The sequence below is a fragment of the Nocardia jejuensis NBRC 103114 genome (assembly GCF_001613145.1).
In the GTDB taxonomy this organism is placed as follows: Bacteria; Actinomycetota; Actinomycetes; order Mycobacteriales; family Mycobacteriaceae; genus Nocardia; species Nocardia jejuensis.
In genome coordinates this window covers 241,043-265,386 of sequence record NZ_BDBU01000019.1, presented here as the reverse complement: position 1 = coordinate 265,386, position 24,344 = coordinate 241,043, and the positions used below count along the sequence as shown (strand labels likewise).

The window sequence follows — 24,344 nt, the reverse complement described above, 5'->3', positions numbered from 1 at the left end:
ATTTCGATAGTAATGTGTAATGAGAAGGGTTCTAGATGAATCCGATGATCGGCCCGCGGTTACCAGATCCTCCGAGTCCACCCCTGTTGGCAGGCCTGCGCGCCAAGCGACTGCTGCGTGTATCCACAGCCTGGTCATCCGTTCGACGCCGTCGCCGACCACCGCGATACCCTCCGGATCGGGCTCGACTGCATCCACCCGCAGCGCTGCCAGAACTACCCCCCGGTCCAACGATCACACCAGCCACGAGACGAACGAACATTCGGAATTGGGTGCCATCACGCATTTGCGTCCTGCCGTCGAGAGCCGAATGCGGGCACATGCTACGACCAGTTCACGCTTCTTGCCATAGACGGGAAGTGCCCAGCGCACACACTCCAATTGCACAACCGTGCCCACCGCAAGCCCCGTTCCTGCAAACTACACATGCAGGATCCCGCATGAACTGAGTCAGCGGGCGTCGGGTCGAACAAAACCCTGCGGGTCGTCCGGGTGACCTCCACGACGAAACCGAGCGTTTCCGCCGTCGCGTCGAGCCCCGCGTGACCGGGCAGTTCACCGCCGCTCGTTCCGGCGACAGCGCGGTGACGGTGCGCGGGCACATGGTGTGGGGAGCGTCAGTGTCCGTGCGGTATTCATCGCTGATCGGTGTGAGACGCAGCTCGTTGTACAGCACGACTACGAGGCAACGGCGTGCATTCCTGCAGCGAGACCGCGGCGACGCGAACGCCCGATACTTCGGTGGTGCAGCGGTATTCACCTTGTGAAGAGCTGGCGTTACTAAGCTTGCTGCGGCGGGATCGGCTTCGATTCCTCGATGAGGGCCCGGAATCGCCTCGCCTGGTAGCCCCATATCTGGTGCACTGCCAGCCGCTGAAGGTGCGCGCTCAGGCCCATCTGTGAAAGCAGGACGAGGTGCAGCAGGTACTTGGTGATGTCGGCCAATCGGTAGTGCGCTTCCTCCGGAGCGCTTTTGGCCTGTGCAGCACCTGACCTGCCATGACCGATCGCGTTGCGAGCAATTGTCAGCCAGCGGGCCCAGACTTCCGGATCGCCGAGCAAGGCTTGGACAGCTTCGGGGTCCGGAAGTTGCGCGAGTTCGCGCAGGCGCTGGTTCAATCCGGGGCTGTTGTAACCGAGCTTGTTGCTTGCCCACTGGCGCGTGACATCGTCGATCGTGGCGTCGCTCTTGAGTGCCTGTCGAATCAGCTTCTTGACCGTACGGTGTTGCTCAGGATCGATCGCCGTGGTTGCGGGCACGAGAGCCGAGTGGATGCCCTCCGCGGCGGTTGCCGCACTGAACAGCGCGGTTTCGTAATAGCCGCCGGCCGCGTAGTCGAGGCCGAATAGCACGTCAACCGCGCCGCCGATCATGTTTCTCAGCTCGTACCAACGCGGCAGGGCTGTCGCGAGGTTGATGTCGGCGAGCGTGAAGAGTAACTCGTGATCATGCAAGTCTTGCTTGATCTCGATCTCTTCGCCACGGAAATACAGCTCGATGTCTCGGCGCCGCGAGCTCTCGTCCTCACCGTCGGCTCGACGGGGAATCAGGTGACGGGCGCCGACTGCGCACGCACTCTGGGTCGCAGCGGTCAGCAGATTCTGCAACGGACGCACCGTGGACTCGAATCCCATTGCCGTACGCGGGGTATCAGACCGCACTTCGAAAACTGTGCGTTCGGAAACACGATGCTGACGGCCCCACGCGTTGTCTTTGCCGCCCGGATTGAACCCCTGCGCCCACAGCAAGCTCACGGTCGCCTGCTCACCGGGAAGCTCGACTGTCACTGTCGGTACCGAGCGCAATTCGACTGTATGGAAGGGCTCATGCTCGGTGCTGTCGGGACGTTCTGCGATGATGTCGTACGACAGCCCGCTGTGGCGGGCCCACTGGGTGAGATGTGAGATCTCTACTCGCATGCCGTCGAACTCGGCCTGGTCCGCGTCGTTGAGCCAGCATCCGATCAGCGCCGCCTCCGCGCGGAACACCTGGATCTCGGTGGGTAGTGGCAACAGCGACACTGTGCCTCCGTTGGTTGGCGTGCATCCCAGGAGCGTCACCGCCTGGCCCTCGGCCGCACCGTGGATGACCGTCGGCTCGTCGGCAGACCGCCGGCGTTGGCCTCTCGACCGCCCGTACCCTCTGTCCACGAGCGCACTCGTCACCTCGAGTAGCACCTGCCCGGCCGCAGTGATGGTGAGAACACCGCCGACTTCGGTGCTGTCGTCATCGTGGGGTGCAAGCCACCAGCTGCCACCCAATCGCCGAACGCTCATCTCGATATCCCTGCCTGTGGAGTTGCAATCCGGGCGTTGGTCGCATGCGCCGTTGCCGCAGACTAGCGGGGTTCGCCGAACCGACGCGACGCAATTTCACGACTGCATGAGTCAGCGCTTCGGCGGTGAGGTGTGGTGCCGAATTCGCCGACATTTGTCTCTCAAACGCGCTTGGGTTCACGGGGATCGCCGCGGGCGAGCACATCGAGCGCGACCTGATTCTGGACTTGGCCCTTGCCTTTGCCTCCGGCCGAGGACCGGTGCCGTGGCATCGTCCGCACGACCCGTGACGGGCTGGAGTCAGCGCGGCGCCCAGGCCGTACTGGCGCCCGGCCGCGGATGGTCGACGCCGATAAACGCCGGGTCGTCCTTGGCCGCCGGGCTGAAGGCCGATTTCTGCGCGAGATTTCGCGCGGCGTCGGTGTCAGCCTCGCAATGGTGCACGCGGAGGTGAAGGCCGCCGAGGTCGGCTCGGCGGCAAGGTCGTAACTGCCTGTTCACCTGGCATCGCCGATGCCTCGGATGGGGGGACTGCGAGCTTCGTCAGGTCAATACGTCCTGATGGACGTTTGTGCCGTAACGGATCTCGAACACGTCCTGTTCATTCTCGACCCGAATCGAGTCCTGCTCGATGCGTTCTTGCCATGCGTGTGGCCATCGAGTCGATGCGGAGGACCAGCGCAGCCCGGCCAAGGGAACACCATCGAGTTCGACCTCGCTAAGGTCCGCACCGACGAAGTCGTTGAGCGTATTCGCGCACGCCTTCAAATGTGCGGCGACTTCGTTCAGGACGGCGGGTGCCTGCGACCGCGCCCCGGGTTGGTTCATGGCCTGTTCCACGAACTTCTGAAGCTCGCCGAGCCACCACGTTCGCGAGTTTCGCGGTCGGTCCCCGTCATGCATCATCGCCTGGATTGCATGCACGAGTGTGGGCTCCAATTCCGATGGTTCCGTCGACCCGGCGCGCGCACTGGCCCTTTCACTATTTGCGTCGAAGTGCGGTTGATCTGTCTCGGTCGCGGCGTCGATGTACCGCTTCGCTGTCGCGATCCAGCGCTCTGCAGAGTCGCTCCTCACCGACAGGTCTTTGTCGAGCCGCCTCGCCGTTCGCAGGAGGTCCCCGAATTTCGTGGAGAACTGGTCGATCATGGCTTCACCTGAGACTCGTGTCTGAGTGACGCTGAACCCGAGATGAGCGAGGGTTTCGAACGATTCGGCGTAGATCGCACGGATCTGAAGCCGCTGCTGCACAGGAACTTCCTGCAGCATTGCCAGGGTCTGTTCCTGCGGAGTTTCTCCCATCAGTGCGACCTCGTCATCGGTCGTCGTCGGCAGGATCTGAGCCAGTCCGGCGTCGAGGTCGAGTCGGGCAGCGAGCCCGTCGGAGAACTCTTGTGCCTGATCAGCCAAGAACACCTCGGCCAGTCCGGCGTCGAGGTCGAGTCGGGCAGCGAGCCCGTCGATGAAGTCTTGGTGCTCGCCGGCCAGCCACCGATCGATCTCGGCTGCGTCGTACTGGTTGCGGGTCATCGGTGTTTGCCTCCTTCTCGATGAACGATGAGTGCACGCCGGGCTTTACGAAGGTGAGAGCGCACGGTGGCGGGGTCCATGGCTAGCTCTCGCGCGATCTGCGGATCGGTCAGGCCGAGCAGATGCGCCTGCATCACCTGTCGCTGGCGCGGCGGCAGGGACAGGATCATTCGGTGGTAGTGGTTGTTCTCGACCCATTGGTCGATATCGGAATCGGCTGCAATCAGCGCCGAGCGTTCGGATGCGTCATCGATGGGTGTCTCGTGCACTGAGGCCATGCGTTGTCCGTAATCGCGGAGGCCGACCTTGAACACCCACGCCGGGGCGAAGGTGATCGCCGACCAGGATTGCCACGCTTTGGTCATCGTCTCTTGGGCTACCTCGGCGGCGTCCTCCATCCGGGCTCCCCGATTGAGAAGAGAGCCGATGAGCTTGGGGGTGTATTCGCGGTAGAACGCGGAGAACGCCTCCTGAGGTGAGATCGCCGGAACAGTGACGAGGTCCTCGGGCACACCCGGTGAGCCCGTGGCGATTTGGTGAGGTTCATCGACCACGACGTCCTCGATTCTGGGGTGTCGTCACCGCGGCGATGGTCACCTTGGTGTACAGGGCGCCACTGTCGATGCTGGACTCGACCTCGCTCCCCTCGGGCAAAGCTCGGAGCAAGTCGGCGATATGGCGGCGGTGCCGTGTGAGTTCCAGTGTCGTCGAGGTGAATCGCAGCCACAGCCCTCTTACCACCATCGCGTGACCCCCACCGCCCGCGAGCAGCAGTCCGGCGGTCTGGTATGTGTTCATGCAAGGTAAGAGCGATTCGGGAACAAAAGTGTGCACTCGACGCCAAGATCGAGCGGTAGAGCGCGGTTCAGTCGGCGGGACCGGTTCGCTCACGCGCGTGGGGTACGGGTAAGTGTCCGGCGTGTCTGCCCCGATCGACCGCACGACTGCGCGCTCGCCCTCGAGTGGTTCAAGGGGGGACATAGCGTCGGCGAGTGGCCGCGAAGAGGCACGCCTGTCCTCGCGTTCACGGTCGTCGTGTGGCGAAGGGGCCAGTAGAGATTGCCGGGTGGAGACGGTGCTCGGGTTCATTCGCAAGGTTCGGGTGCATTGTTCTACTGGTAGGTGACCGCTGTCTGCCTGTGCGGCTGCGGGGATACCGTGCCCGAGCAGCCGCCGGCATAGATCCACATCGGTGGGTAGCCCGCCTCTGGCCGGTATCGGTGTTGACCGTCGACTCGGTCTTGGACCGTCCCGTCGATCGGGAGGACATGTGGCTGCACATCCTCGACCCGGCCTTGCGGGTCGGGTGAGTGCAGCGTGACCCGTCGCTGTCTCCTTCGGATCGTTCGACGGTCGGTACGGAGTACTTTTGTGGGCCCCGATGACCCGATGTGCCACGCTTGCGACGAGGAGATCACCGCATGGGTCCGCGCCTTTCGCGGCTCTGCATTTCAACCGAAATGCCTGTGTCACAACAACTCGCGTCTTGCGTGTATCTGATCTATACCGGTGTATGACAGTGAACGTCCCCTACCATCGCCGCGATCCGTGCTTGGAGGGAACATGTGGTACCCAACGTCTAAACCGTCGCCCGCAACGGTCTGCATTGCTACGACAAGCAAGACTTCGCGTCGTTCACTGGCATCCTCGCCGCGCGAAACCTCCTCGGTGAAGCCCACGATCGCTGGGACCAGCACCGAACCTGACTACCACGAGGACGGCTCCGTTATCGCCCGTTGGTAGGGGCCGGGCGAACAGGTACGCGGGTCGGCTCTGGGGGCTGATCGACTGACGTCGATTGTTCGGCAGGAAGGCGCGATGAGATGTCGACGAAAGTGGCGGACGACGTGTAGTCAAACACGGTGGCACTTGCGGACGGCTACGGCCGCAGAGGAACTGGTTGAGGTAGCCAGGACCCTGGGCGCGGGAGCGTGGAACGTTGTGAGTGTTCGCGGCGCGGGTGGACTGCAGCGGTTGCAGGATCGGCTGCGTTGGTTTCGATGTCCAGGACCGATCCGGGTAGTACAGCTGACGTTGTGTGAGTGCGCCTTGTCGACCCTGCGCTGCGGACGCGATGAGACCGTCGGGGAGGACGATCGAGGAGTATCAGGCGACTCTTGAGATTCTGCTGCCTGAGTGAGTCTCCCGACGTTTGGTTGTGGTAACGCTGCCGTAGTACCTCGCCTGATTGCGGCATCTGTTGTCGAACCCGATCACGGTCCTCGAGCCGGTCGGTGCACGGCGGCGGCCGCGCAAGTCCGGTGGCCGGCATTGGCGCCGGTGCAGCCGCACAAGATTATTCGCGGCGCGCGCTCGTCCGGAATCGACGTTACCGGCCGGTACGGGCGGACATGCCCCGCGATATTGCCAGCCGGTTATGTGAGCCCCGTCACTCGATAGGCTCGGACTCGGAATTCGTCGTGGGCCCAATTCGATACTCGACCTGCATAATTTGCGCACGGTTCGAATATGGGACGCAGAGTGGGTGTGGTTGTTTCGGTCCGACCGGGTAATGTGGGCGTCGGTTTCCCGGACGGCGCAAGCACTTTCGCTCCCGAAGGGAACCTTTCGGTTTGGTTCCCGGAGTGTCGTGCGAACGGCATGCCGGGGAAGGCAGCCTAAGGGCTTGCACGGTATCGGGGCTCCTCCGGCATTGCCGGGGTAGCCGCGGCCGCCGCGCAAACACGGTGGCGCCCCGCGACGTCTCGCGGCCCGACCGAGAGGAGGCCGAGTTGACCCTGACTCGGCAACCGGAACAACCGCCACCTCCGCGGCGCTGGATTTTGATCCGTGCTCTGTGGGACGCGCTTCAGCCCGCTTTGTGGATCCTGTCGTGTGTCGACCTGGTGGTGAAGGCCTGTCACGTAGTGGCCTGGGTCATGTCTCAGTCTGAGACCAGCCCAGCAATCATCGTGATCACCAGGCTGGTTGTTCAGCTGTATCTGCTGCTTACCTGACTCGACTGCGTGTTCGAAGGTTCGCATCAGTGGTGAACGGGTTCGACCCCAGAGTTGGCGCTCTGGGGCGTTCCTGTTGCGACTCTCTACCAACCAAAACAGGCTCGCTCGTGTCGCACTGACGAGCATAGCCAAAAAAACCCTCAAACATGAAGTTCCGTGCTTGAGCTCTCATGCCAAATTCTGCTGCGACGCACTTGATTGCAGACGCTGAAATCGCAGGTCAAAGATGTTTTTTGGTCTTTCGTCCATGGCTGTGGCTGCTAGCAAACTTACCGAACAATCAAAGGTGAAGGTGCTAGAAATCTCCACTGGACGCACCACTGGTGGATCTCACCAGTGACGCACTACCTTGCGCCAGTGTCACCGAACACGGGGCAGGATCACTCCACAGGCTGTTGCAAGAAGCCAAAGCCGGTGCAGTGCAACATGTTCGACTCCAAAGCTCAGGCAGACATCGGGTCGTCGACACTCTACGAAACCGTCCAAAGCAGACTCACTCTGGACACAAGCCTTCCTCGACAACGAAACAGCGCTGTAAGGCAGAAGCAGACCCTGATCGCTCCTCAGAGGGGCGAGCACCCTCACGCCAGCAACGAACTTCTCAGCACGTGAAGGCCTCGACTTGCAATCACAACACCACGCAAGCATCGATTGCGCTGCTTGTCCAGCACGCTCGACCTGCCGTCGGATCGTTGGGATGGATCGAGCAAGCCACTCAGCGCCGAACGAGCAAGTTTTGCCCCTCCCTCGCTACGAGCAGCGGCACTCGCGCAAACTGCATCACCTCTTCGGGTCACCGCAATGCGACAACGATTCTCGCCACGCGTGGCTGAAGTGAGCAACGAATCTGCTCTGATCGAGTACCGACAACAAACTGCCTCCCCACTGCCGCACCGCAGAGTCTGATCGCGAGCCACAGTCCGCGGTCATTGCACGCAGCACTGGTGAAGTGGCCCGCTACTGCAGGATCGACCGGCTCTACCTGCGCCGTCGACTTCGGAACCGGTGAGCGACAAGGCTCTTGCCCCACACGAGTTGTGCTGGAAATCCGCACAGCCCTACCGACATGAGGCTTGCTGCCGGCAGTCGGGAGAACCAGAACCTCTCGCTATCCCCAGCGGGCAACACGGAACGAACACAACGGTTGGATCATGTGCCCTCTCATCGCCGAGGAAACACGAAAAGTCGTGCGGCGTGGTTCGCGCAGCGCTCGGACATCGGCGCCGGTCCAGAGTACGCATGGTGATCATGGGCGCGGGCTCCCTTTGCCGTGCGACGGCGGAGAGGCGTGGCCACGACGGGGGCGTGGGATCGGTTCAGATCCGTTGTGGGGGAAGGGATTCGTGTTCCCGGCGCAGGATGTCGGTGAGCTCGTGCTCGACGGGGAAAATGTGTGTCGTCGATGGCCGTGCCGGCGATGGGCATTCCCTCCTGTAGCGCGGCGCCGGCACAATGGGTGTGGTCCACGGGGTGAGTTCACCGCAGTGCGTGTACGGCTGGTAGTGCGGGTGCAGCACGGTCAGGGTGGTGCGGAACGGGTGCTTGTCGAGCTCGTGGCCGGCCGCGACGCACACGCTGTCGCGCAGGGTGTGCGTCGCGGCGGTGGTCTCACGCCTTCCGGACGCAGCGACAGCAGAACGACGTTCGCCGGCTCGCCCTTTCTTGGACGCAGCACTGCGGCGAACGGTTCCTATTGCGACACCGCCACGGCAGCTGGTGGTCCGGGTCGCGCTTGAGATTTCCCGGTCGTCGCGGCGTGGGCATCGGGAGACCAGGATCGTGCTGACTCCGATGCCCCGTCGGGGCCGACAGTCGCGCGCTCAGCGTGAGAATCGCCTGCTTGTCCATGGGCCCGTGATTGTGGTTTGTGCAGCATCGAACATGTCGATGTCAACTGCTGCGGGCGGATCAGGGTGGTCGGTCGGGGTGGTTCGAGTGGTTGCAGATGTGTCCGCGCTGGCGAGGGTCTGAGCTTTGTCGGTCGGCTCGGTTAGCCTTCGTGAAACGAAAGCTGTTGCGGGATAGGAAAATATGACTAAGCAGTTGGTTTCTCCTTTGGCCTCGGGAGGCGCCGGTTTCGTATTCGAGTTTCATGTGGCGACTCTGTTGTTCAGTAAGTTGCTGCGTGGTGCGCACGTCCCGGTCGGAATCGATCTGCCCATCTCCCGCATAGCGCTGCAGCAACGCAACAGTGGATATCCGTTGGATGATGTGGTTGCGTTCGCCGAATCGGGGGGTTCCTCGGTTGCCATCGAGTTCCAGGTGAAGCGGAAACTTCAGGTCACAGCAGGTGATGCGTACTTCGCGGAGGTGATGCGGTCGGCGTGCACGGTAGTCGATCAGTGCCCGGTGCAGGTTGCCGACGGGTCGCGAATGCTGGGACTGGTTGCTGCAGAGTCGACTCCCGGGTTGGCGGGTTTGGCCGAATTGACCTCGATCGCGCGAGCACACGCGTCTCCGTCCTCCTTCGACGACCTGTTTCGGCCGAAGGTGACCAACAAGTCTCTGCGCGATCGTCTGGGCGAGATCGCCGATGTTGTCAGTCGGGTCTGCTCGCCGCAGAACGCATCCGACATCGACGGTCTGACTCATCGAGTACTCAAGGCGTTGTATGTGTGGCAGGTCGATGTTGGCCACGACAATCGGGACTGGCGCGGTGAGCTCGACGGCCTGACCGGCGTGACGGCCGGATCTGAGATCGTGCCGGCGAACCTGCTCGGCAGTCTGCGTGAGCTGGTGCAGGAGTACGGAACCCGTAGCGGAGATATCGACGCGGCGCACTTGCGTGCAGCGATGCGCAGTCGACACGGTGTCGATCTTTCGTTGCCTGCAACGGGACATTTCGCGCGCCGCAGCGCAGGCATCGTGGTGAACAGCTACGGCAACGGCCCGACCATCGTGGCTGAAGGCGACCAGGTATTTCATGGAAACACGTTCAACTTCTGACTGCCGGGGTGTTCAGCAGTCGTATTCCCTTTCGAGTGAACAGATCGAGGAGTGTCGGTGACCGACGCAAGCACCAGTATCAACAATCACGGCCCCCTGTACGTTGCGCATCGGGACCAGGTGTTCAACACCGCGCACTATGTGGACGGTTTCGTGCGGACCGACACGATCGCTCCCACGAAATTCGGCCCGTGTTCACACGAGCGCTTCATCCCTCGGACGGGCGAATGGTTCACTGCCCGTTCTCGTTTGGAGTTGAACAGGTTGCTGGTGCTACGAGGTGAGCGTGGTACGGGACGGCAGACCGCGGCATTGTGGTTGTTGCAGCAGATTTGTGGTATCGGCCGGATCTGGGCGCTTACTCCCGAGTGGACTCGCCCGCGCAAGCAGTTGTTGCCGAACTCGGTTCGCGGCGGCGAAGGCTACCTGATGGATATGTCCGAGCCGACCACCGAGCAGGCGTCGGAGGATTTCGCGGTCCAGCTTCAGCAGTACGCGGAGAACAACAACATCTTTCTCGTGGTGACCACGACCCGTGCGGCGTGGACAGGGGCGTGGACCACGGGCGTGGATGAGGCGGTGATCATCGATGTGGAGTCGCCGTCTGCGAAGCAGCTCGTTATCAAGGAGTTGAGTGACGCTGGTGTGGTGGATGCCTCGTCGATCGTTGCTGATCCAGAGTTCTCGCCGGTATTCGAGTCCCACCCCACCGCCGCTGATGCTCGCCGACTGGTGGAGATCATTCGCGCCCGCCCAGATGGGAAGGTCGCGGATATTGTCGCGGAGTACACCGACTGGCGTGGATTGATCGATGCGGAGATCCCGGACGGTGTGGGGGCGCGCGCCCTGTGGTGGTCGTGTGCGTTCTGTGAGGGTGGTAGGCAAACCTCGATCGTGGGGATGGCCGAGTCACTGCGGAAGAAGCTGGGTGAAAAGCGTTCGAGCTTGGATGTTTTGACAGATCTGCCGACCACGCGTCGCTTGCAGGAGGCGAAACTTGCGAACAAGGAGGGGGGTATCGGGTTCGAGTCGGGTCGTCCCGAATTCGATGCGGCTGTGCGACGTCATCTATGGGAGGAGTACAACGGTCAGACCGGGCTGTTGGGTGACTGGATCGTGGGGCAGGCGGGGTCGCTGCCGGTCGAGGATGCCAAGAGGGTTGCCGATGCGGTCTTCGATCTTGTCGTGAGCTTCCGCGATGACGCACTGTTGCGCAAGTTGCGTGATGCTTTGGTCGGTCAGCGGCGTTCCTTGGCTGTGGAGGTGTTCACTCGCGGCGCGTTGGATCCGCGGTTCGGTCCGCATATGCGCGCGTGTCTGAACACGTGGGCGCGTTCAACATCCAGCTCGGATATCGATCTGGTGACCGAGATCTGTGGGGGTAGGTTCGGTGAGGTCATGCCCGAGCCGGCGCTGGTGCGTCTTCGGCATACGGCGCAGCGTTCGGCACCGGGAAGTGTGGTTCTGGCCGGTGCGGTGAACAGGCTTGCCGTAGCCGAGCCGAGCAAGACCCTGCAGGCAATCTGCGCGTGGATGGGCGAGTCCACCGCTGAGATCTCCGGCGTGCATGCTTTTTTGGCGCTCGCTTCTGATGCGGAAGGTGCGCGGTTGCTCTCTGATCGATCATCGGTGCACTCGCCGATGCTGACTGGCACCGATGTGCTTGTTCGCTACTTCGGGACCGCGCTGAGGCATCGGGGGTGCGAGTCGGTAGTGAATGTTGTGTTGGAGCAGTGGGCGGGATTCGCCGAGGACGGCGTTCTGGATTGGGATGCCACGGTGGACACGTTCGGGGTCGTTCTGGCGCCGCGGTTGAAGGACAATATCCTTCAGCGGTTCTTTGCCCCCGGTCAGTTCGACGACAAGAATTTCTGGGCGCAGGTACTGGCCAAAGCTACCGAGCCGCTGTGGAACCAGGGCTAGTGCCGGCGCGGGTTCGGGGGTGGCGCCTGGTGCGCAGAGCACGGTTTGTGGCGGACCTTCCTACAGATACCCCTGATGTGTTCATGTCAGTGCGAGGACGAGTGTGGTTCCGGCGATCATCAGCTCAGGCATCGAAGGTCCCTGTGCGGATTGCGCGTGCGATCGCGCTGCTTGCTGTGTGTGAGGTGGCGAGCGAGGTGACGTGCGCGGCGGCGCCCGAGTCGTTGTTCGAGACCGGGCAGCGTCTGGCGATCGCGTTGGGTCAGTGGGTCGGTGTGGCCGGGAACGAGGGTATCGAGGTTCGGGCGGAGTTGCAGGTGTCGCTGGGGCCGGAGAGCGCGCGGCGAGCACACGAGTGCGCGTTGGCTCGTCGTGCTGCTCACGTGGAGGCGGTGGTACGCAAGGAGCGATTGCGGTATCTCGGCGAGGACATCCTGGGTGACCGCAGGCGAGCGAAGTTGTGGTGGTTGGCCAGTCAAGTGGACCATCTCGAGGGGTCGCGATTGGAGTGGTCTGTGTTCGATGAGCACATCGGCCCTGTGATCGACAGTGCTGACCGTAGCCAGGACCTGAAAGTGGCTTTCGCGGAGGTGATTTCGTCCCTGGTCGATAGGGTGCACGGTGACCCCACGAAGTTGCAGACGTGGGAGAACATGGTCACAGTGTTGTTCAATGTCGTGGGGGAGCCTGGATTGGGCGAGCGTTTGAGGCCCCTGTTCGAGACTGCGCGCGACAGCGAGGATCCGGGTGCGGACCAGGCGTCGCGAGTTGCGGGAACCTCTCAACAGTGACACGAGTGTGCGCTGCGCCCCCACCGAGTTCAGGCGAGCACCTGTAGATGCCGGAGGTTCGAAAGGCCGGCACCTAAGAGCCAACGCTCACGCAGCAAATGATGGCGCTGTTGCCGTCCGAGTGATTTTGTGCGTATTGAACGGGCAGCTTGAATGTGGCCGAAGTCGCGGTAACGGTTCTCTCCGGCGTGACTCGGGTTCACTGGGGCTTGCACTGTGACGGTGTGGCCGGCGCTCACGGTGTTGTACACGATGGTGCTTGGCTCTGCCGATGATCGTGATCGGCGCACTTGGGGGTGAGAGTTCGTGGCGACCCGAGTGTGCGCAGACGAAGGACTCGATCGTCTACGGGACCTCCCTGCGATCAGCTGCGAGGAGCTGTTCCGATGCCACACGCTGAGCCTGGCCGCGTCGCGCCGTACTCGGTGGAGACCACCGACGGCGTGACTGGCGGCGTGTCAGTTCCTGTCTGCTCTGGTCTCACGACGTCTGCTAAACGGTGCTCGATTTCGGCGGAAGATTTTGTAGCGAACATCGCTGTTCACACGGTGTCTGCGATCGTTGCGTGCTTTCGGGTCCGTTTTCACTGTTGGGGACAGGCGGCACCGGTGTATGCAGTTTGCGGTGGGACAGTGACTGCGTGACAGTGGAATTCGACGAGGTCGTTGCCGTGGCGGGTCTCCGGTACGCGGCGGATTGGCTCGACGCCTCCGATCAAGTACAGCTGCTGGCCGCGATCGATGTGACACCGTGGTCGAGTGAATTACGCCGCCGGGTCCAGCATTTCGGTCATCGGTACGATTACGGTCGTCGCTCGGTGGGCGCACATGACCCGGCACCACCACTTCCCGGGTGGTCCCGGATGCTGGTTGACCGCCTGGGGTGGGATGTCCCACCAGATCAGGTCATCGTCAACGAATACCTACCCGGTCAGGGCATCAGCCCACATGTTGACTGCGTGCCCTGTTTCGGGCCGATCGTAGCGACGCTGAGTCTCGGCTCGGCATGCACGATGGACTTCCTGGACCCCGACAGCGGGGTCCGCGTCCCGGTCAGGCTAGGAAAAGGCAGTCTGTGTGAAATGACCCGCGCCGCGCGATATCAGTGGCGCCATACCATTCCCGCGCGCAAAAGCGATCCCTCCTCAGCGGGGCGGGTGCCACGCGGGCGCCGGGTGTCGGTGACGTTTCGTACGGTGCTCACCAAGATCGGCCCATCCTCCCAGAGTTGATAGTCGCGGCGGGAAAGGACGCTGTGGCGGATGCTCTACGAAACCTGCACTCGCGCAATTGCGGCAGGGTGCGTCTCAGGGAGCGCGGGGTCAGTGTGCTGGAATCGATGGCCCGGTCCTGGATCCGCCGAGTCGTAAACCTGCGCGCCTACGTCGAACCATGACGTAGGCGATGGGCGATCTCACCGCGCTGTTGGCGCCGGGAGCCGACGGTCGACGCTGAACTGCGCCCTCGCTATATTCGTTGTTCTTCGAGCGGTTGCTACCGGAACCCCTACCTCGCGGCGGGGGATTCGCTGGGTGGGGGTGCGTGTCGGGCGGTGGCGTCGAGTTGATCGCGGAGGGTGGAGATGACCGCGTCTCGGGACGTGTTTTCGAGGTGAGCGACGCGGGCTGTGAGTACATTGATCAGGAAAATGGCGGGGGTGAGAACCGGTGAAACATCAACTTCGACAATGACATCCGGAGGCTTCGTCACGATTACCGGTTCCAGATCCGTGAGGCCGGCGAGAACGTGATTGAGTGCCTGCCCTGGATTGTCGGGGTCATCGAGTGCGGGCGCGGTTTCCAGGAGGAGGTTGCCGACGCGGCTCGCGTGTTCGGTGAGACCAACTTGGGCAGCGGTCGCGGTAATGAGTCGGAGGGCGTCCGTGAGCACGCGTTCGGCTCGGATCTGAAGCGCCCCAGCGTGGCCGGACCGTTCGGTGATCGAGATGTGGATTCCTACTGGCCTACCTGCTTCGTCCCACAGGGGTACGTCGTCATCGTCGGATTGCGGGTCGACGGCGAGGTCTTGGACTGCGGAACGGTCGACGATACCGTCTGCGAGTGGCATCCAGATGGACGATACGTCGTGCGGTGCACTCCCATGCAGCCAGACGATCCATTTGCCTGCTGTCACAGCTATCGGGGCGAAGATGTCGTCGTCGGATACCTCTGACATATCGACTAAGGCCCGGGGTGCGACAGCCCGTATGGCGTCGGCGAGGCCATGGGGACTGAGTGTGCCGACGATGTCGACCGCGAACGGTCCCCCTTGGTCTGGGTTAGTCCAGTCGATGTCCCGGTCGAGGCGAATCCAGCGGTCCGCGAGCTGACTGATCTGGCCGGGCGCTCGTCGCGCCCACCAGTCGACATCGCCACGCACAGCGCTGATGGTCGGCGACGCAAGAAATTCCGCTTGGTCGCGGCCATAGTTGTCTTTGATCGTGCCGGTCGTGTAGCCGGTCGTGGTGAGGATGAAGTCGCCGGTGACGGTGCCGAATGTGGTGGAGTATGCCGCCGAGACTCCGACGACCCCGCTTTCCGTGAGCCGGTCCGCAGCATTGAGGAGTGCTTCCGATGGAGAGTTGACGATCGATTGCCACGCTGGAACATCCTTGGACACGCAGTCTCCTCATTGGTCTTTGTTGTGTTGTTCTGAGCCTAGGACCGCTACACAGGTGCCCGTTCTACGTGGTGGGAAGGACGGCGTGGGTGATGTCATCGGTTGCGGACGCGATGTACCTGGTGAGTTGCCCACCAACGTTTCCGGCTCGGAAGGCCATCATGCCCACTGACCAGTCAACAGCCACCTGGTTGCCGCGCGGTCTCTGCATGCCTTCCTCGGTGCGGACGGCTACGTGCTTGCCGACCTGAACCGGTTCGCCACCGTTGTTCAGAACCTCACGATCGCGCGAAAGACCTTCACACGCCACCGTTCTGACACACCCGAGGATCGGACACGCGGACCGGCGTGACGTCGAGATTCATGAATAGGCGGTCGTGCAGCAGCCCCGTCGCTGCTCGAGTGGGTAGGTGGTACCAGTCAACTGTCTCCGACAGCTCGTACAGTTCGCGAGCCTTGTGCACGTCGTGGGAGGCCAGGATCACTCGGCACCCGCCCCGGTCAGCGCGCGGGCCGCGGCGGCACCCGGTCCACTGTTGGCGCCGGTGATGATGACGCGTCGGCCGCTCTGATCAAGGATATCGGGAATGCCCCAGCCACTCATTGTCGGTGAAGTCAAAATGTTGAGTTGCAAGCAGGCGCTGATCGTGTAGCAGGACTTCGGTGTTGTCCGTTGCGGACTGACGGTCTCACCCAGACAACTGTCCAGTAGTCGGCGATATCCTTCGCATGATGCCCGAAGGCCGACGGACACAGAGAACTGGCTCGGACATCGGTGTCCATCACCGACAGGCTTGGCATCGGATCAGGAGCGACACTGGTGCGCGAGAGTCGCTGGTGCACAGGTCCGTGCACCAGCACGCGACCCAACGTATTGTCCGAGGGAGCCGCCTTGCCTTCCCATGGGCGACGATCCAGTGGTCCATGTTGTGTACTCGCGGACATGGCTTGTGATCGTGAAGCACCCGTTTGTCGGAGCGTTGAAGGCGAACCGAGGAATGGACCGTCCGAGTCCGCTGGGAACATGATCGCTGAGGTCGGGAAAATGGCGTGGCGGTGGTTCGAGGTGATGCATGAGCGCGCGGGGCGGTTTGCTGGCGTTATTGTTTCGGCGGCCACTGTGTTGACGCTGGTGGCTGGAGGGACTGCGTCGGCTCTGCCGAACTCTGGTCCAGATACGGGTTCATCGGGCGGCTATCAGGCACCGACCGAGAGCAGCACAGGTCTTTCCGCCTTTCCTGTGATCGATCGCATCGAGCCGATCACCGATAGGTGGTTACGGGTGTTCGTGCAATCGCCGGCTATGCATCGGGTGATGCAGGTGCAGGTATTGCTGCCGGTGAATCGTGATCGGCCACGGCCGACGGTGTATCTGCTCGATGGGCGTGGTGCGCCGGAGGACGCGAGTACTTGGACCATGCAGGGGCATGGAGTGGAGTTCTTCGCTGACAAGTATGTCAACGTCGTGATGACCACTGGAGGACCGGCCAATCTCTACACTGACTGGCAGTCTCGCGACTCCGTGCTGGGCATCAACAAGTGGGAAACCTTCCTCGTTCGAGAACTGCCACCATTGATCGACGTGCATTTCGAAGGCAATGGGCGCAACGCGGTCCAAGGGGTCTCGATGGGTGCGGGAGCGGCAATGGTGCTCGCTGCTCGCAATCGTGGCCTGTATCGGGCGGTGGCCGCGCACAGCGGCTGCTACAGTACCGCTCCCGGTTTCGGGCAGGCTCAGGCTCGTGCAATCGTCACAACGTACGGCGGCAATCCCGACAACATGTTCGGCCTGCCGGATGATCCGGACTGGCTCGCTCACGATGTCCTGACTCATGCCGAGAATCTGCGTGGCATCGCGATCTACCTGTCTTCGGGCAGCGGTGTCCCCGGCGCGCATGACGTGACTGGGCGTGCCGACCTACCCGAGGCCATCGCCATCGGCGGTCCTCTCGAGGCGGGGGCCTTCGTCTGCACCGTCGCCCTCGCCGAGCGGCTCGCACAATTGGACATTCCCGCGCTGGTGAACCTGCGCCTGACCGGCACCCACTCCTGGCCCTATTGGGCCGAGGAGTCGGCTCGTGCGTGGCCCCTGATCGCCCGCGCACTCGAGGCCGGCACCTGAATGTCGGCCCTTCCGTCGGTTCACCCAGACCTGGAAGGCATTTCGATAGTTGAAGAACCCGCTCGGACGATCCCGCCCGTTTCCGGCCAGCGGGGTGGACACCATGGGCGAGAACGAACAAGGACACGATGTGAAGAGCAGTACCCACCATGACAGTCCAGCAATCTCACCGCTGACAATTCGTCATTCCTTGGAATACCGTACTCGGCTGATAGGCCCGAGTGAACTGGATCTGCTCTGTCGTCTCGAGCACGAGCTCTTCTTACGGGGTCCGTTCGCGGAATCGCGTCAGGCTATTTATCGGCGAAATCTGAGCATATTCGAAGTAAATGCACTTGCTTTTGCGGTGGTGGAAGCCAACGTTCACGATACCTATGTTCCTATAGGGATGTCGTCCATACTTCCGCTCAACGCTCATGGCGAGGCCTTGTATTGTGTCACAGAGGGACTCAAGGATATCGAGCTTCGCGGTCGCCACGTCGCCGCACCGGGCGAATGGTCCAATGCCATACTGATTTTCATCGTGGGCTTCACGGGGGAAGTTCGAGGACTACTGCGGGACAGGCCCCTGGCGGCGATAGCAAACGTTGTCTTCGATCATGGTTCGCGTGTCGTCGCTGGCATGCGCGTTCATCATCCCGATCAGCGGCGTGTTCGACTGCTCGCGCAAACGAACCGCGCCAATGGTGGAATGAACAGGTTGTTTCAACGTGGCGGTTCCAGCACCGGAATCGTCACAGGTGACGGCTACCCGCTGCGAGAGCTGATTGTGGAACTGCCCTCTGAAATGCCTGATCGGGGCAGTTTGTCAGGTGCATTGCTGTCCGCGTTCGAGCGTGTCACTACCGCGCGTTCGGCCGCTGACATAGGCGTATGAGTATGAGTACGGCTGTCGGGTCTGAGATCGGGTTGAACGTCGAACAGAGTGTCGGTGGTGTGCCGGTTCTGGCGGCGGGCAGGTCTGGTGAGGGTGAGTTCGCTTGGAGAGAATGCCAGTGTGTCGGTTGATCCGGCGGGCCGGACTCGTATCCAGTCGGGTTCGGCGGGATCGGAGAGTGCGACGACCTTGCCTGATCGGCTCGGGTCGATACCGACCGCGTCGGCGGTGAACCAGACGGTCGGGGATCGACCTGCGGCGAGCTCGGTGGCGAGTGTCTGGATCTGGTTGTCGGATAAAGCGATTGGCGTGGCACGGTGAGAAGGCACGGTGTGCTCTGGGCGGGTGGTGATAGGTCGGTCGCTTCCTGTGGTGATGCGAAGCAGTCCGGACCATGTAGTGCGTTGTGCGCGTGCACTGTAGCTCGGCGCGAGCAGGTACTGCCGGCTCGATGGTCGCTGCTGTTCGTGATGTCGACCTGAAGGCGAGGGGACAGCTTGTCGGAACATGACGGGCGCGGCGGTAGCCATCGACGTTCCCGGGCGGGAAAGGTGCACAGCTTGTTCATAATTTCGGGGGAGCAGACCTGCGGACCACGGTGTTGGCGCTGTGAGCAGGAATGGGCCCGCGATGACTGAGGTTGTCACCCCTTCGCATGGCATTTCGACCTGCAGTCAGGTCGCGGATCTGATCACCGGGGTTCGCGATCGTCGCGAGCGACCTCTCCCGTGATGGATATTTCGGTGATGGTGCTGCGCTGCGTACCTCGCGCTCGGTGCGTGCCTGGTATCGATCGCCGCGGTTGGATCGGCTCGGGTGCCGCCGATGCTGCGCCGGTCGACCAGTTCGCATCGGGTTCGAGGTTCCCGGGCAAGATGTGCGGGATCTCGATCACCTCCGGTATCCCTCTGTCTGCCACCCCTGAACCAATGGCGCGCCACAACGAAATCGCGGCTGCGCTGGGATTCGCCGGTCTACTTCTGCGATCCCGGCAGCCCCTGGCAGCGAGGCAGCAACGAGAACGCCAACGGGCTTCTGCGTCAGTACTTCCCGAAGGCCACCGACCTCGCCAGTCACAGTCCAGCAATCCTGGCTCGGGTCGAACATGAACTCAACCACCGGCCCCGCGCTGTTCTCAACGACCACACGCCCGCGGAAATCTTCCAACGGCTGCTAGCGTCCGAGGAACTCATCCTGTTGCATTGATCGCTGGGAACTACCAAATCGCCAGGGGTCAGTCTTCAGGAGTTGCCGACACAGCTGGCCGGTCTTGTTCGAAGCGGCTGTGCGCAGCGGTGCAGATGTCAGTCCGGAAGCATTTACGGCGATGGTGTCACCGGGAAGCTCTGGCCGGGGACCTATCGTGAATTGCCCCCCCCGCGGATAGTAGATCTGTATGACGGCTATCGAGACGGCTTCTGCCAGACGCGGTCGCGATCCGATCTTTGGGCGATGGCTGGCATTGATGGCATTGACGCTTCCAACCGTGGTAGCGACCTCCGACTGCCTGTGGCCTGGAGAGCAGGAGACAAGGGGAGTGCGAGTCTGGCATGGGCAGCTCCACCAGCGTGGTCAAGCCCTGGAAAGGCATGGTTAACCGCGCCTCCGGATCATCCGCTCGGTGTAGTCGTGCATGGGACGCTTCGAACGCATTCTGTTCGGCAGTGTGTGATTGTCAACGCAGGCAGTCATTGCGGGAGGTTGTCAGGGAGGGATCCTGCACAATGCCTGAAAAACGTCTCTGCCCGTTCAGCGTCGCGCTGAACGGGCAGAGGATGTGTTTGCAGGTCGTGCCTATTTGTCCGCTCCGACCGGCCGTGAGCGCGGCGGGAGCTTGTGGCCCAGGATCTGCTCGGCTTCCTTACGACGCTGCTCCACCTGCGCTGGAGTCAACTTCTTACGGACCAGGTGCATCGGCTGCTCGGTCAACGCGCTCATTCATCGCCTCCCGTCACGATTGCTTTGATTCGCCATATGGTACGCGCTTCGTCCCACGCGACGCCAACGACCAGCAGCTCACGCGCATCGATGACCAGGACCTCCTTCTCTGCCGGTATCTCGGCCAGCTCGCCTAGACGCAGCGCTGGCGTGCCTTTCAGGATGATCAGATCCACAATCACGGGATTGAGGTACTCGGTCTTGGGACGACGCGGATCTGCCAGCCCGCTTGTCGACATAAACCCGAAATGGGTGAACACCCCGTCGACCAGCGAGTGAGCTCGTTCGACGTCTGCGCGGTGCAATGACGGGACCTCGAAGTCTGTCGCCTCGGTCAGTCGAGACGCACGAACGGTGATCGGTAGTGGGTACTTGCGCAGCGCTGTTCTGAGCTGGTGGATACGTCGCTCTATGCTCGGTGTTGATTCGACTGCTCCCCACAACACCGGGTTGAGTAGCTTGAAGTCGTTGCCTGAGTACGCGGTGAGTAGTTCGCATTCGGTCTCGGTGAGCAGACCGAGATTCTGGCGCCAGGACAGCGCCGTCTCGGCAAAAGGCACATCGTTGAACACGTGGTCGCCCTCATCGTCCGAACCTGTCACCTCCGCATTGTGGCGGATCGTCGGCCCTGCAACGCAAACGAGCCAGGGCTTTGGACGCCCCGACGGTCAGCTGCGCCCGACCCCGGCGCGCTGGCCGGGCTAGGGCTGCTGACACTCTCGTGCGCCTTGCAGTCGGACCTGTGGCTGCGGTCGTGAATCTTGGCGCGCGAGAGGACGCTGTGGCGGATGCTGTATGTAACATGCGCTCGCGCAGGGGACTGCTCCGGCTCAACATCTAGGATTTGGACTTGGCGAGCCGATGCGCATCGGTGAAATCCAAAGGCGCTGGGCGAACGCGACCTGTGCCTCGACACTGGCCGGGCTCGGCTGTCCTACGACCAAGCCCGCGACCTACTCGACACCGCCACCGCCCTCAACGGGCCCGGAGCGGGCTGGGATCTGCACGAACTTCGAGACTCCGGCCTGACCCACCTCGGTGAATTCGGTGCCAGCCTGCTCGCGCTCATGGCGAAATCCCGGCACCGCAAGGCCGAGAACCTGCGCCGCTATTTCAAACCGTCCCCACAGGCCATGCGGGAGCTGACCTCTATCCTGGGCCCGGGATCCGAACGCCGACACTGACCAGCGGCTACGCCATATCTGTTGTTTTTCGCGGTTACTACCGGAACCCCGGGTCAGGGTGAAGAACCGGATCAGCTCCGCGCGGCTGATCTCCGGGAACTCCCGCAGGCGCTGCAACTCTTCATCTGCGAACACCCGCGTCGCCAAAAACCCGAACCTTCACGCTACTGATCAACTCTCGCCAACAGCCAAGCACCAATCGCGGTATCCTGCACCGCCAATCACCCAACACCTGCCTGACCAGCAGCTACACGAACTTCGTTGTTTTCTGCGCGTTACTACCGGAACCCCGAATCGGACTTAGGCGGTCGCGAGAACCTCTCTCGAGAGTGCCCGACGTACTAACTGGGCCTACGACGCTTCCATATCGCGGACATATCGGTAGTACAAACCGTTCGCCCGATTCGGCTCCGGGCCCACGAGCCGCAAACCCATGGTCGCGAGACTCCTCTGGCTTGTTGGATTGTCCTGGTCAACACAGAAGCAGAAGATATCTATGTCTCGCACCTCGGGAGCAGTGAAGATCGTGACTTTGGCAGCGGGCCCGTACCGTTGCCCGCGGTGCATTTCTGGAACGATCGTTGTGAGCCTGAGCGCTTGACGATTTCGCCCGTCGTGGCGGCGGCCGTGGTTGTGCCTGTGCGTTTCGCACGTACTTCCCGAGATGTAGGCGACCCTCTCGTTGAAGGAGTTCAGGAAGATCCATTGTCGAGCAGGAGGTACGATCGCCGTCTTCGGCATTCCATCTGGGATGCAGAGCCCACGTCGAGTCGATTGCTCGTCCAGCCAGCCACTCACGATGGCCTCGTCCTCCGACGTTGAGATCGGGCGGAATGTGAGAGCAGGTAGGTCGGGCGGCCACGTATTCACGGCGAAACCATACTCTCCGCTATCGAATCACGAACAATCCCATCCGATATCGGCGGTCGGACAGTGGATGCACACTGTGCCAACTGGATCTGGGCTGCCGGTGCAGCACCGGTCATCGACAGCTGTCCTGCCCGATCGGCGGCATCGAGGTGAATAATGATGCCGCGCATGGGAATTCGAACTGCCGACTGCAATGATATTTCTCATGCGCTCACCTGGTCGGATTTGTTACTGCGCCGCAGGCAACGCATCCGCGCACTAGTCGGTGCCGTGGCGGGCGCATCTGTTCGAACCCTCGAGAAGGCCGAAAAGAGAACGAGCACAGGCAGTCACGGGGATTCCCCACAGAATCATCAACGATTACCGAAGGCTCCGACTGGGCACGGTCCTCAGCAGCTCGATTCCATGGAACGGTCGACCGCTCGGTTCCCACAAATGGGAACCGCATCGACCCACGGAGTTCCTTGCAGCGTCCTTACCCTGTGGCCATGCCCAAACGAACCCTGTGCAGCCAAGATCTACATGTGAGAAGAGCACTCGCCACCGAAATCATCCAACGCATCCACCAGCTCGAACTCACCCCCACCGAAACCGCCTGTCGACTCAACCTCGATCTCGGGACGCTGTGGAGAATCCGTAATCTCTACGTGGATCGCGTGTCCCTGAGCAAACTTGTCGAGTTGGCCGACCTCCTGGGATTGAACGTATCTCTCGCAACCTCCGTACGGTGAATCAACATCCACGATCACACAGCGCGTTCTCGCTGTCGCGATGATGATGCCGAATGCCACACTGGGTCACCAGCGAGACTGCCGCCAGGGCACCGACGGAGGCTGCAGCGTCGCCTCGTGTTGAGGGGCTACCTCCACTGTTGGACACTGTCCGTGTGGGCGCGAGTCGCTTGCAGGCTGATGCCATGGCTATGCGAGTGACTAATTGGTGGCTGAGCGAGGAAGCCACGCAGCTCAAAGATGACCGCGAATTGCTGGCCCGACTCCATGACTCTGTATTGCATCAGGTGAGGTGCACGCCGCAGACTGTTGAACCCATCGAGTTACTGGCGGGGGTTTTCAGGAACGACCGGGTCGCAGCGCCGTTCCGTCTTTGGCTCGTCCTACTGATTGCTGAGATCGGCACTGTGGGGCGACGACTAGCGGCGCAGGACGCAGACAGACGCTCTGCTCTTGAACTCGGCGTCATCCTGAGTGCGCACGAATTGGCTGTTGAGAGAGCCGTCGAGGCGATTGCTCGTGTGCTGTTGCGACGTTGGCCAGATGAATGCGAGGCCGTTAGATGTGGGTTGGCCTTTCTCTCTGCAGCGTTCCCGGACAGCGCGTACGAGGTTGGGATCATCGAGTCGATCGGCGAGTTCGCTGCTACGTGTGAGCCCCACCGGGCGGCGATGCTAACGCTCGTGTATGCCTTGGCCTCAGCAGAGGAGTCGGCTCTGCCTTATAGTTATAAGGCGGCAATAACTATCACACCAATCGAACTGTCGGATATCCCCAGTCCGCTCGCCCCTGCTGTCTTCGCCGGGTTGGATGTGTTGCATCGGATGCTGCAACTGGAATCGGGACTCGTCTTTGCAGCCACCTTCGGCTGACCTGTGCGATCAGCACATTTTGTGGATCGAAGGTCTTCGTCGTGAGAGTCCCCTGCGCAGATAGCGGGGTCGCGATCCGATCAGTTGAGCGCGCGCGTGACCCTCTGCCGCAATCTGGGGGCGGCGGGGGCTGTCATGACGAGTCGATCTTCGGATAGCTACTGTCTGCACGCACTGTGCGGGCTGGGAACTCGACCTGTCACGGTGACATCGGGCCTCACTCGGGTGAGGGGCCACCGCGTGTCGCGGCGTCGTTGTCACCCGGGGGGCCGGGTGTAGACAAGGAAGTGTTGCGCGTCTCGAGAACTGGTGCAGGTCAGCCGTTTTCGGTGACAGTGGTCTCGGGGTGAGGGCGACCACGGGTGCTGGTGTGTGAAGGACGAGGCCAAGAAATCGGCGACGCTCAGCCCAGGAAGTGTCGCCTTTAGGGTTCAGGCAAAACACCCTCTTCTCGCCGCGGCGTGCGGCACCATAAAACCTATGCCAGAGGGGGTCGGCGTGACCGCACCTGCAGTCGATCGAGATGTCAGTCGGTCTCGGCATACGCTCGAGCGCAGTATCTCTCATCGAGGACACTCGCTCGCGTGCTCAGCGCACGGGCGAGTTGCAGGCTGCGCCCGTGGACAGGTACGGCTCTGCCTTCCGAGCCGATCGCGAAACCGATTGGTAGAGCACCCCTTATCTGCCGTTGAGACCGCTGGCCTC

At 62.0% G+C, this 24,344-nt stretch carries 16 protein-coding genes and 1 pseudogene; 9 read left to right on the top strand and 8 right to left on the bottom strand.

Annotated elements, in window-relative coordinates:
* Window positions 1-780 precede the first annotated feature (780 nt).
* From NJ1_RS16315 to NJ1_RS16300, 4 genes are all read right to left on the bottom strand, one after another.
* Complete coding sequence (locus NJ1_RS16315; protein ID WP_067694440.1) at window positions 781-2,277, bottom strand: ApeA N-terminal domain 1-containing protein; 1,497 nt, start codon at window positions 2,275-2,277, stop codon at window positions 781-783.
* A 543-nt stretch (window positions 2,278-2,820) separates the two neighbouring features.
* On the bottom strand, window positions 2,821-3,807 hold the full coding sequence (locus tag NJ1_RS16310; protein ID WP_067694436.1) for a histidine-type phosphatase: 987 nt from the start codon (window positions 3,805-3,807) through the stop codon (window positions 2,821-2,823).
* Entirely contained in the window at window positions 3,804-4,319 is a 516-nt protein-coding gene (locus NJ1_RS16305; protein WP_067694733.1) for an RNA polymerase sigma factor, read from the bottom strand. Before NJ1_RS16305 ends, NJ1_RS16310 begins: the two co-directional genes overlap by 4 nt.
* 31 nt (window positions 4,320-4,350) lie before the next feature.
* Entirely contained in the window at window positions 4,351-4,605 is a 255-nt protein-coding gene (locus tag NJ1_RS16300; RefSeq protein WP_067694432.1) for a hypothetical protein, read from the bottom strand.
* A 4,193-nt stretch (window positions 4,606-8,798) separates the two neighbouring features.
* Between NJ1_RS16300 and NJ1_RS16295 the strand changes: the two genes are divergently transcribed.
* The 4 genes from NJ1_RS16295 (at window position 8,799) to NJ1_RS38155 (ending at window position 13,658) form a co-directional block, all read left to right on the top strand.
* Window positions 8,799-9,713: a hypothetical protein gene (locus NJ1_RS16295; protein ID WP_157574022.1), complete on the top strand. Its 915-nt coding sequence runs from the start codon at window positions 8,799-8,801 to the stop codon at window positions 9,711-9,713.
* Window positions 9,714-9,770: 57 nt separating this feature from the next.
* Window positions 9,771-11,636, top strand: a complete 1,866-nt coding sequence (locus tag NJ1_RS16290; protein ID WP_157574021.1) for a hypothetical protein — start codon at window positions 9,771-9,773, stop codon at window positions 11,634-11,636.
* 143 nt (window positions 11,637-11,779) lie between these two features.
* The gene (locus NJ1_RS16285) at window positions 11,780-12,427 is read left to right on the top strand and encodes a hypothetical protein (RefSeq protein WP_067694421.1); all 648 of its coding nucleotides are present in this window, start codon (window positions 11,780-11,782) and stop codon (window positions 12,425-12,427) included.
* Between the two features lie 640 nt (window positions 12,428-13,067).
* Window positions 13,068-13,658, top strand: coding sequence for an alpha-ketoglutarate-dependent dioxygenase AlkB (locus tag NJ1_RS38155; RefSeq protein ID WP_218025209.1), 591 nt, complete (start codon window positions 13,068-13,070; stop codon window positions 13,656-13,658).
* 274 nt (window positions 13,659-13,932) lie between these two features.
* Here the strand turns inward: NJ1_RS38155 and NJ1_RS16280 are convergent, their stop codons facing one another.
* Window positions 13,933-15,045: a hypothetical protein gene (locus NJ1_RS16280; protein ID WP_067694419.1), complete on the bottom strand. Its 1,113-nt coding sequence runs from the start codon at window positions 15,043-15,045 to the stop codon at window positions 13,933-13,935.
* Window positions 15,046-16,069: 1,024 nt separating this feature from the next.
* Between NJ1_RS16280 and NJ1_RS16265 the strand changes: the two genes are divergently transcribed.
* The 3 genes and pseudogenes from NJ1_RS16265 to NJ1_RS38150 form a co-directional block, all read left to right on the top strand.
* Complete coding sequence (locus NJ1_RS16265; RefSeq protein WP_245717412.1) at window positions 16,070-17,167, top strand: alpha/beta hydrolase; 1,098 nt, start codon at window positions 16,070-16,072, stop codon at window positions 17,165-17,167.
* Between the two features lie 103 nt (window positions 17,168-17,270).
* Window positions 17,271-18,044, top strand: a complete 774-nt coding sequence (locus NJ1_RS39150) for a hypothetical protein (RefSeq protein WP_157574019.1) — start codon at window positions 17,271-17,273, stop codon at window positions 18,042-18,044.
* Between the two features lie 954 nt (window positions 18,045-18,998).
* A pseudogene (locus tag NJ1_RS38150) lies at window positions 18,999-19,250 on the top strand (IS30 family transposase); the annotation flags it as partial.
* Window positions 19,251-19,838: 588 nt separating this feature from the next.
* On the opposite strand, the gene NJ1_RS39145 reads toward NJ1_RS38150, so the two are convergent.
* The 3 genes from NJ1_RS39145 to NJ1_RS39980 all read right to left on the bottom strand — a co-directional run bounded on the left by NJ1_RS39145 (window position 19,839) and on the right by NJ1_RS39980 (window position 21,313).
* Window positions 19,839-19,982 (bottom strand): hypothetical protein, encoded by a 144-nt coding sequence (locus NJ1_RS39145; RefSeq protein WP_157574018.1) that lies wholly within the window; start codon window positions 19,980-19,982, stop codon window positions 19,839-19,841.
* Window positions 19,979-20,584, bottom strand: coding sequence for an ADP-ribosyltransferase (locus NJ1_RS16255; protein ID WP_169813157.1), 606 nt, complete (start codon window positions 20,582-20,584; stop codon window positions 19,979-19,981). The genes NJ1_RS39145 and NJ1_RS16255 overlap by 4 nt, the downstream gene beginning before the upstream one ends.
* Before the next feature lie 351 nt (window positions 20,585-20,935).
* Window positions 20,936-21,313: a hypothetical protein gene (locus NJ1_RS39980; RefSeq protein WP_174557084.1), complete on the bottom strand. Its 378-nt coding sequence runs from the start codon at window positions 21,311-21,313 to the stop codon at window positions 20,936-20,938.
* 1,211 nt (window positions 21,314-22,524) lie between these two features.
* Here NJ1_RS39980 and NJ1_RS38140 point away from each other — a divergent pair.
* Entirely contained in the window at window positions 22,525-22,767 is a 243-nt protein-coding gene (locus tag NJ1_RS38140; protein ID WP_157574017.1) for an XRE family transcriptional regulator, read from the top strand.
* A gap of 185 nt (window positions 22,768-22,952) precedes the next feature.
* Complete coding sequence (locus NJ1_RS16235) at window positions 22,953-23,639, top strand: hypothetical protein (protein ID WP_067694396.1); 687 nt, start codon at window positions 22,953-22,955, stop codon at window positions 23,637-23,639.
* Window positions 23,640-24,344 lie beyond the last annotated feature (705 nt).

Bases quoted from the DNA above. Each gene is read 5' to 3' on its own strand.
- NJ1_RS16315 (WP_067694440.1), bottom strand. From the start codon at position 2,277: ATGAGCGTTCGGCGATTGGGTGGCAGCTGGTGGCTTGCACCCCACGAT.
- NJ1_RS16310 (WP_067694436.1), bottom strand. From the start codon at position 3,807: ATGACCCGCAACCAGTACGACGCAGCCGAGATCGATCGGTGGCTGGCC.
- NJ1_RS16300 (WP_067694432.1), bottom strand. From the start codon at position 4,605: ATGAACACATACCAGACCGCCGGACTGCTGCTCGCGGGCGGTGGGGGT.
- NJ1_RS16295 (WP_157574022.1), top strand. From the start codon at position 8,799: ATGACTAAGCAGTTGGTTTCTCCTTTGGCCTCGGGAGGCGCCGGTTTC.
- NJ1_RS16265 (WP_245717412.1), top strand. From the start codon at position 16,070: ATGATCGCTGAGGTCGGGAAAATGGCGTGGCGGTGGTTCGAGGTGATG.
- NJ1_RS39150 (WP_157574019.1), top strand. From the start codon at position 17,271: ATGGGCGAGAACGAACAAGGACACGATGTGAAGAGCAGTACCCACCAT.
- NJ1_RS39145 (WP_157574018.1), bottom strand. From the start codon at position 19,982: ATGAGCGCGTTGACCGAGCAGCCGATGCACCTGGTCCGTAAGAAGTTG.
- NJ1_RS38140 (WP_157574017.1), top strand. From the start codon at position 22,525: ATGCCCAAACGAACCCTGTGCAGCCAAGATCTACATGTGAGAAGAGCA.
- NJ1_RS16235 (WP_067694396.1), top strand. From the start codon at position 22,953: ATGGCTATGCGAGTGACTAATTGGTGGCTGAGCGAGGAAGCCACGCAG.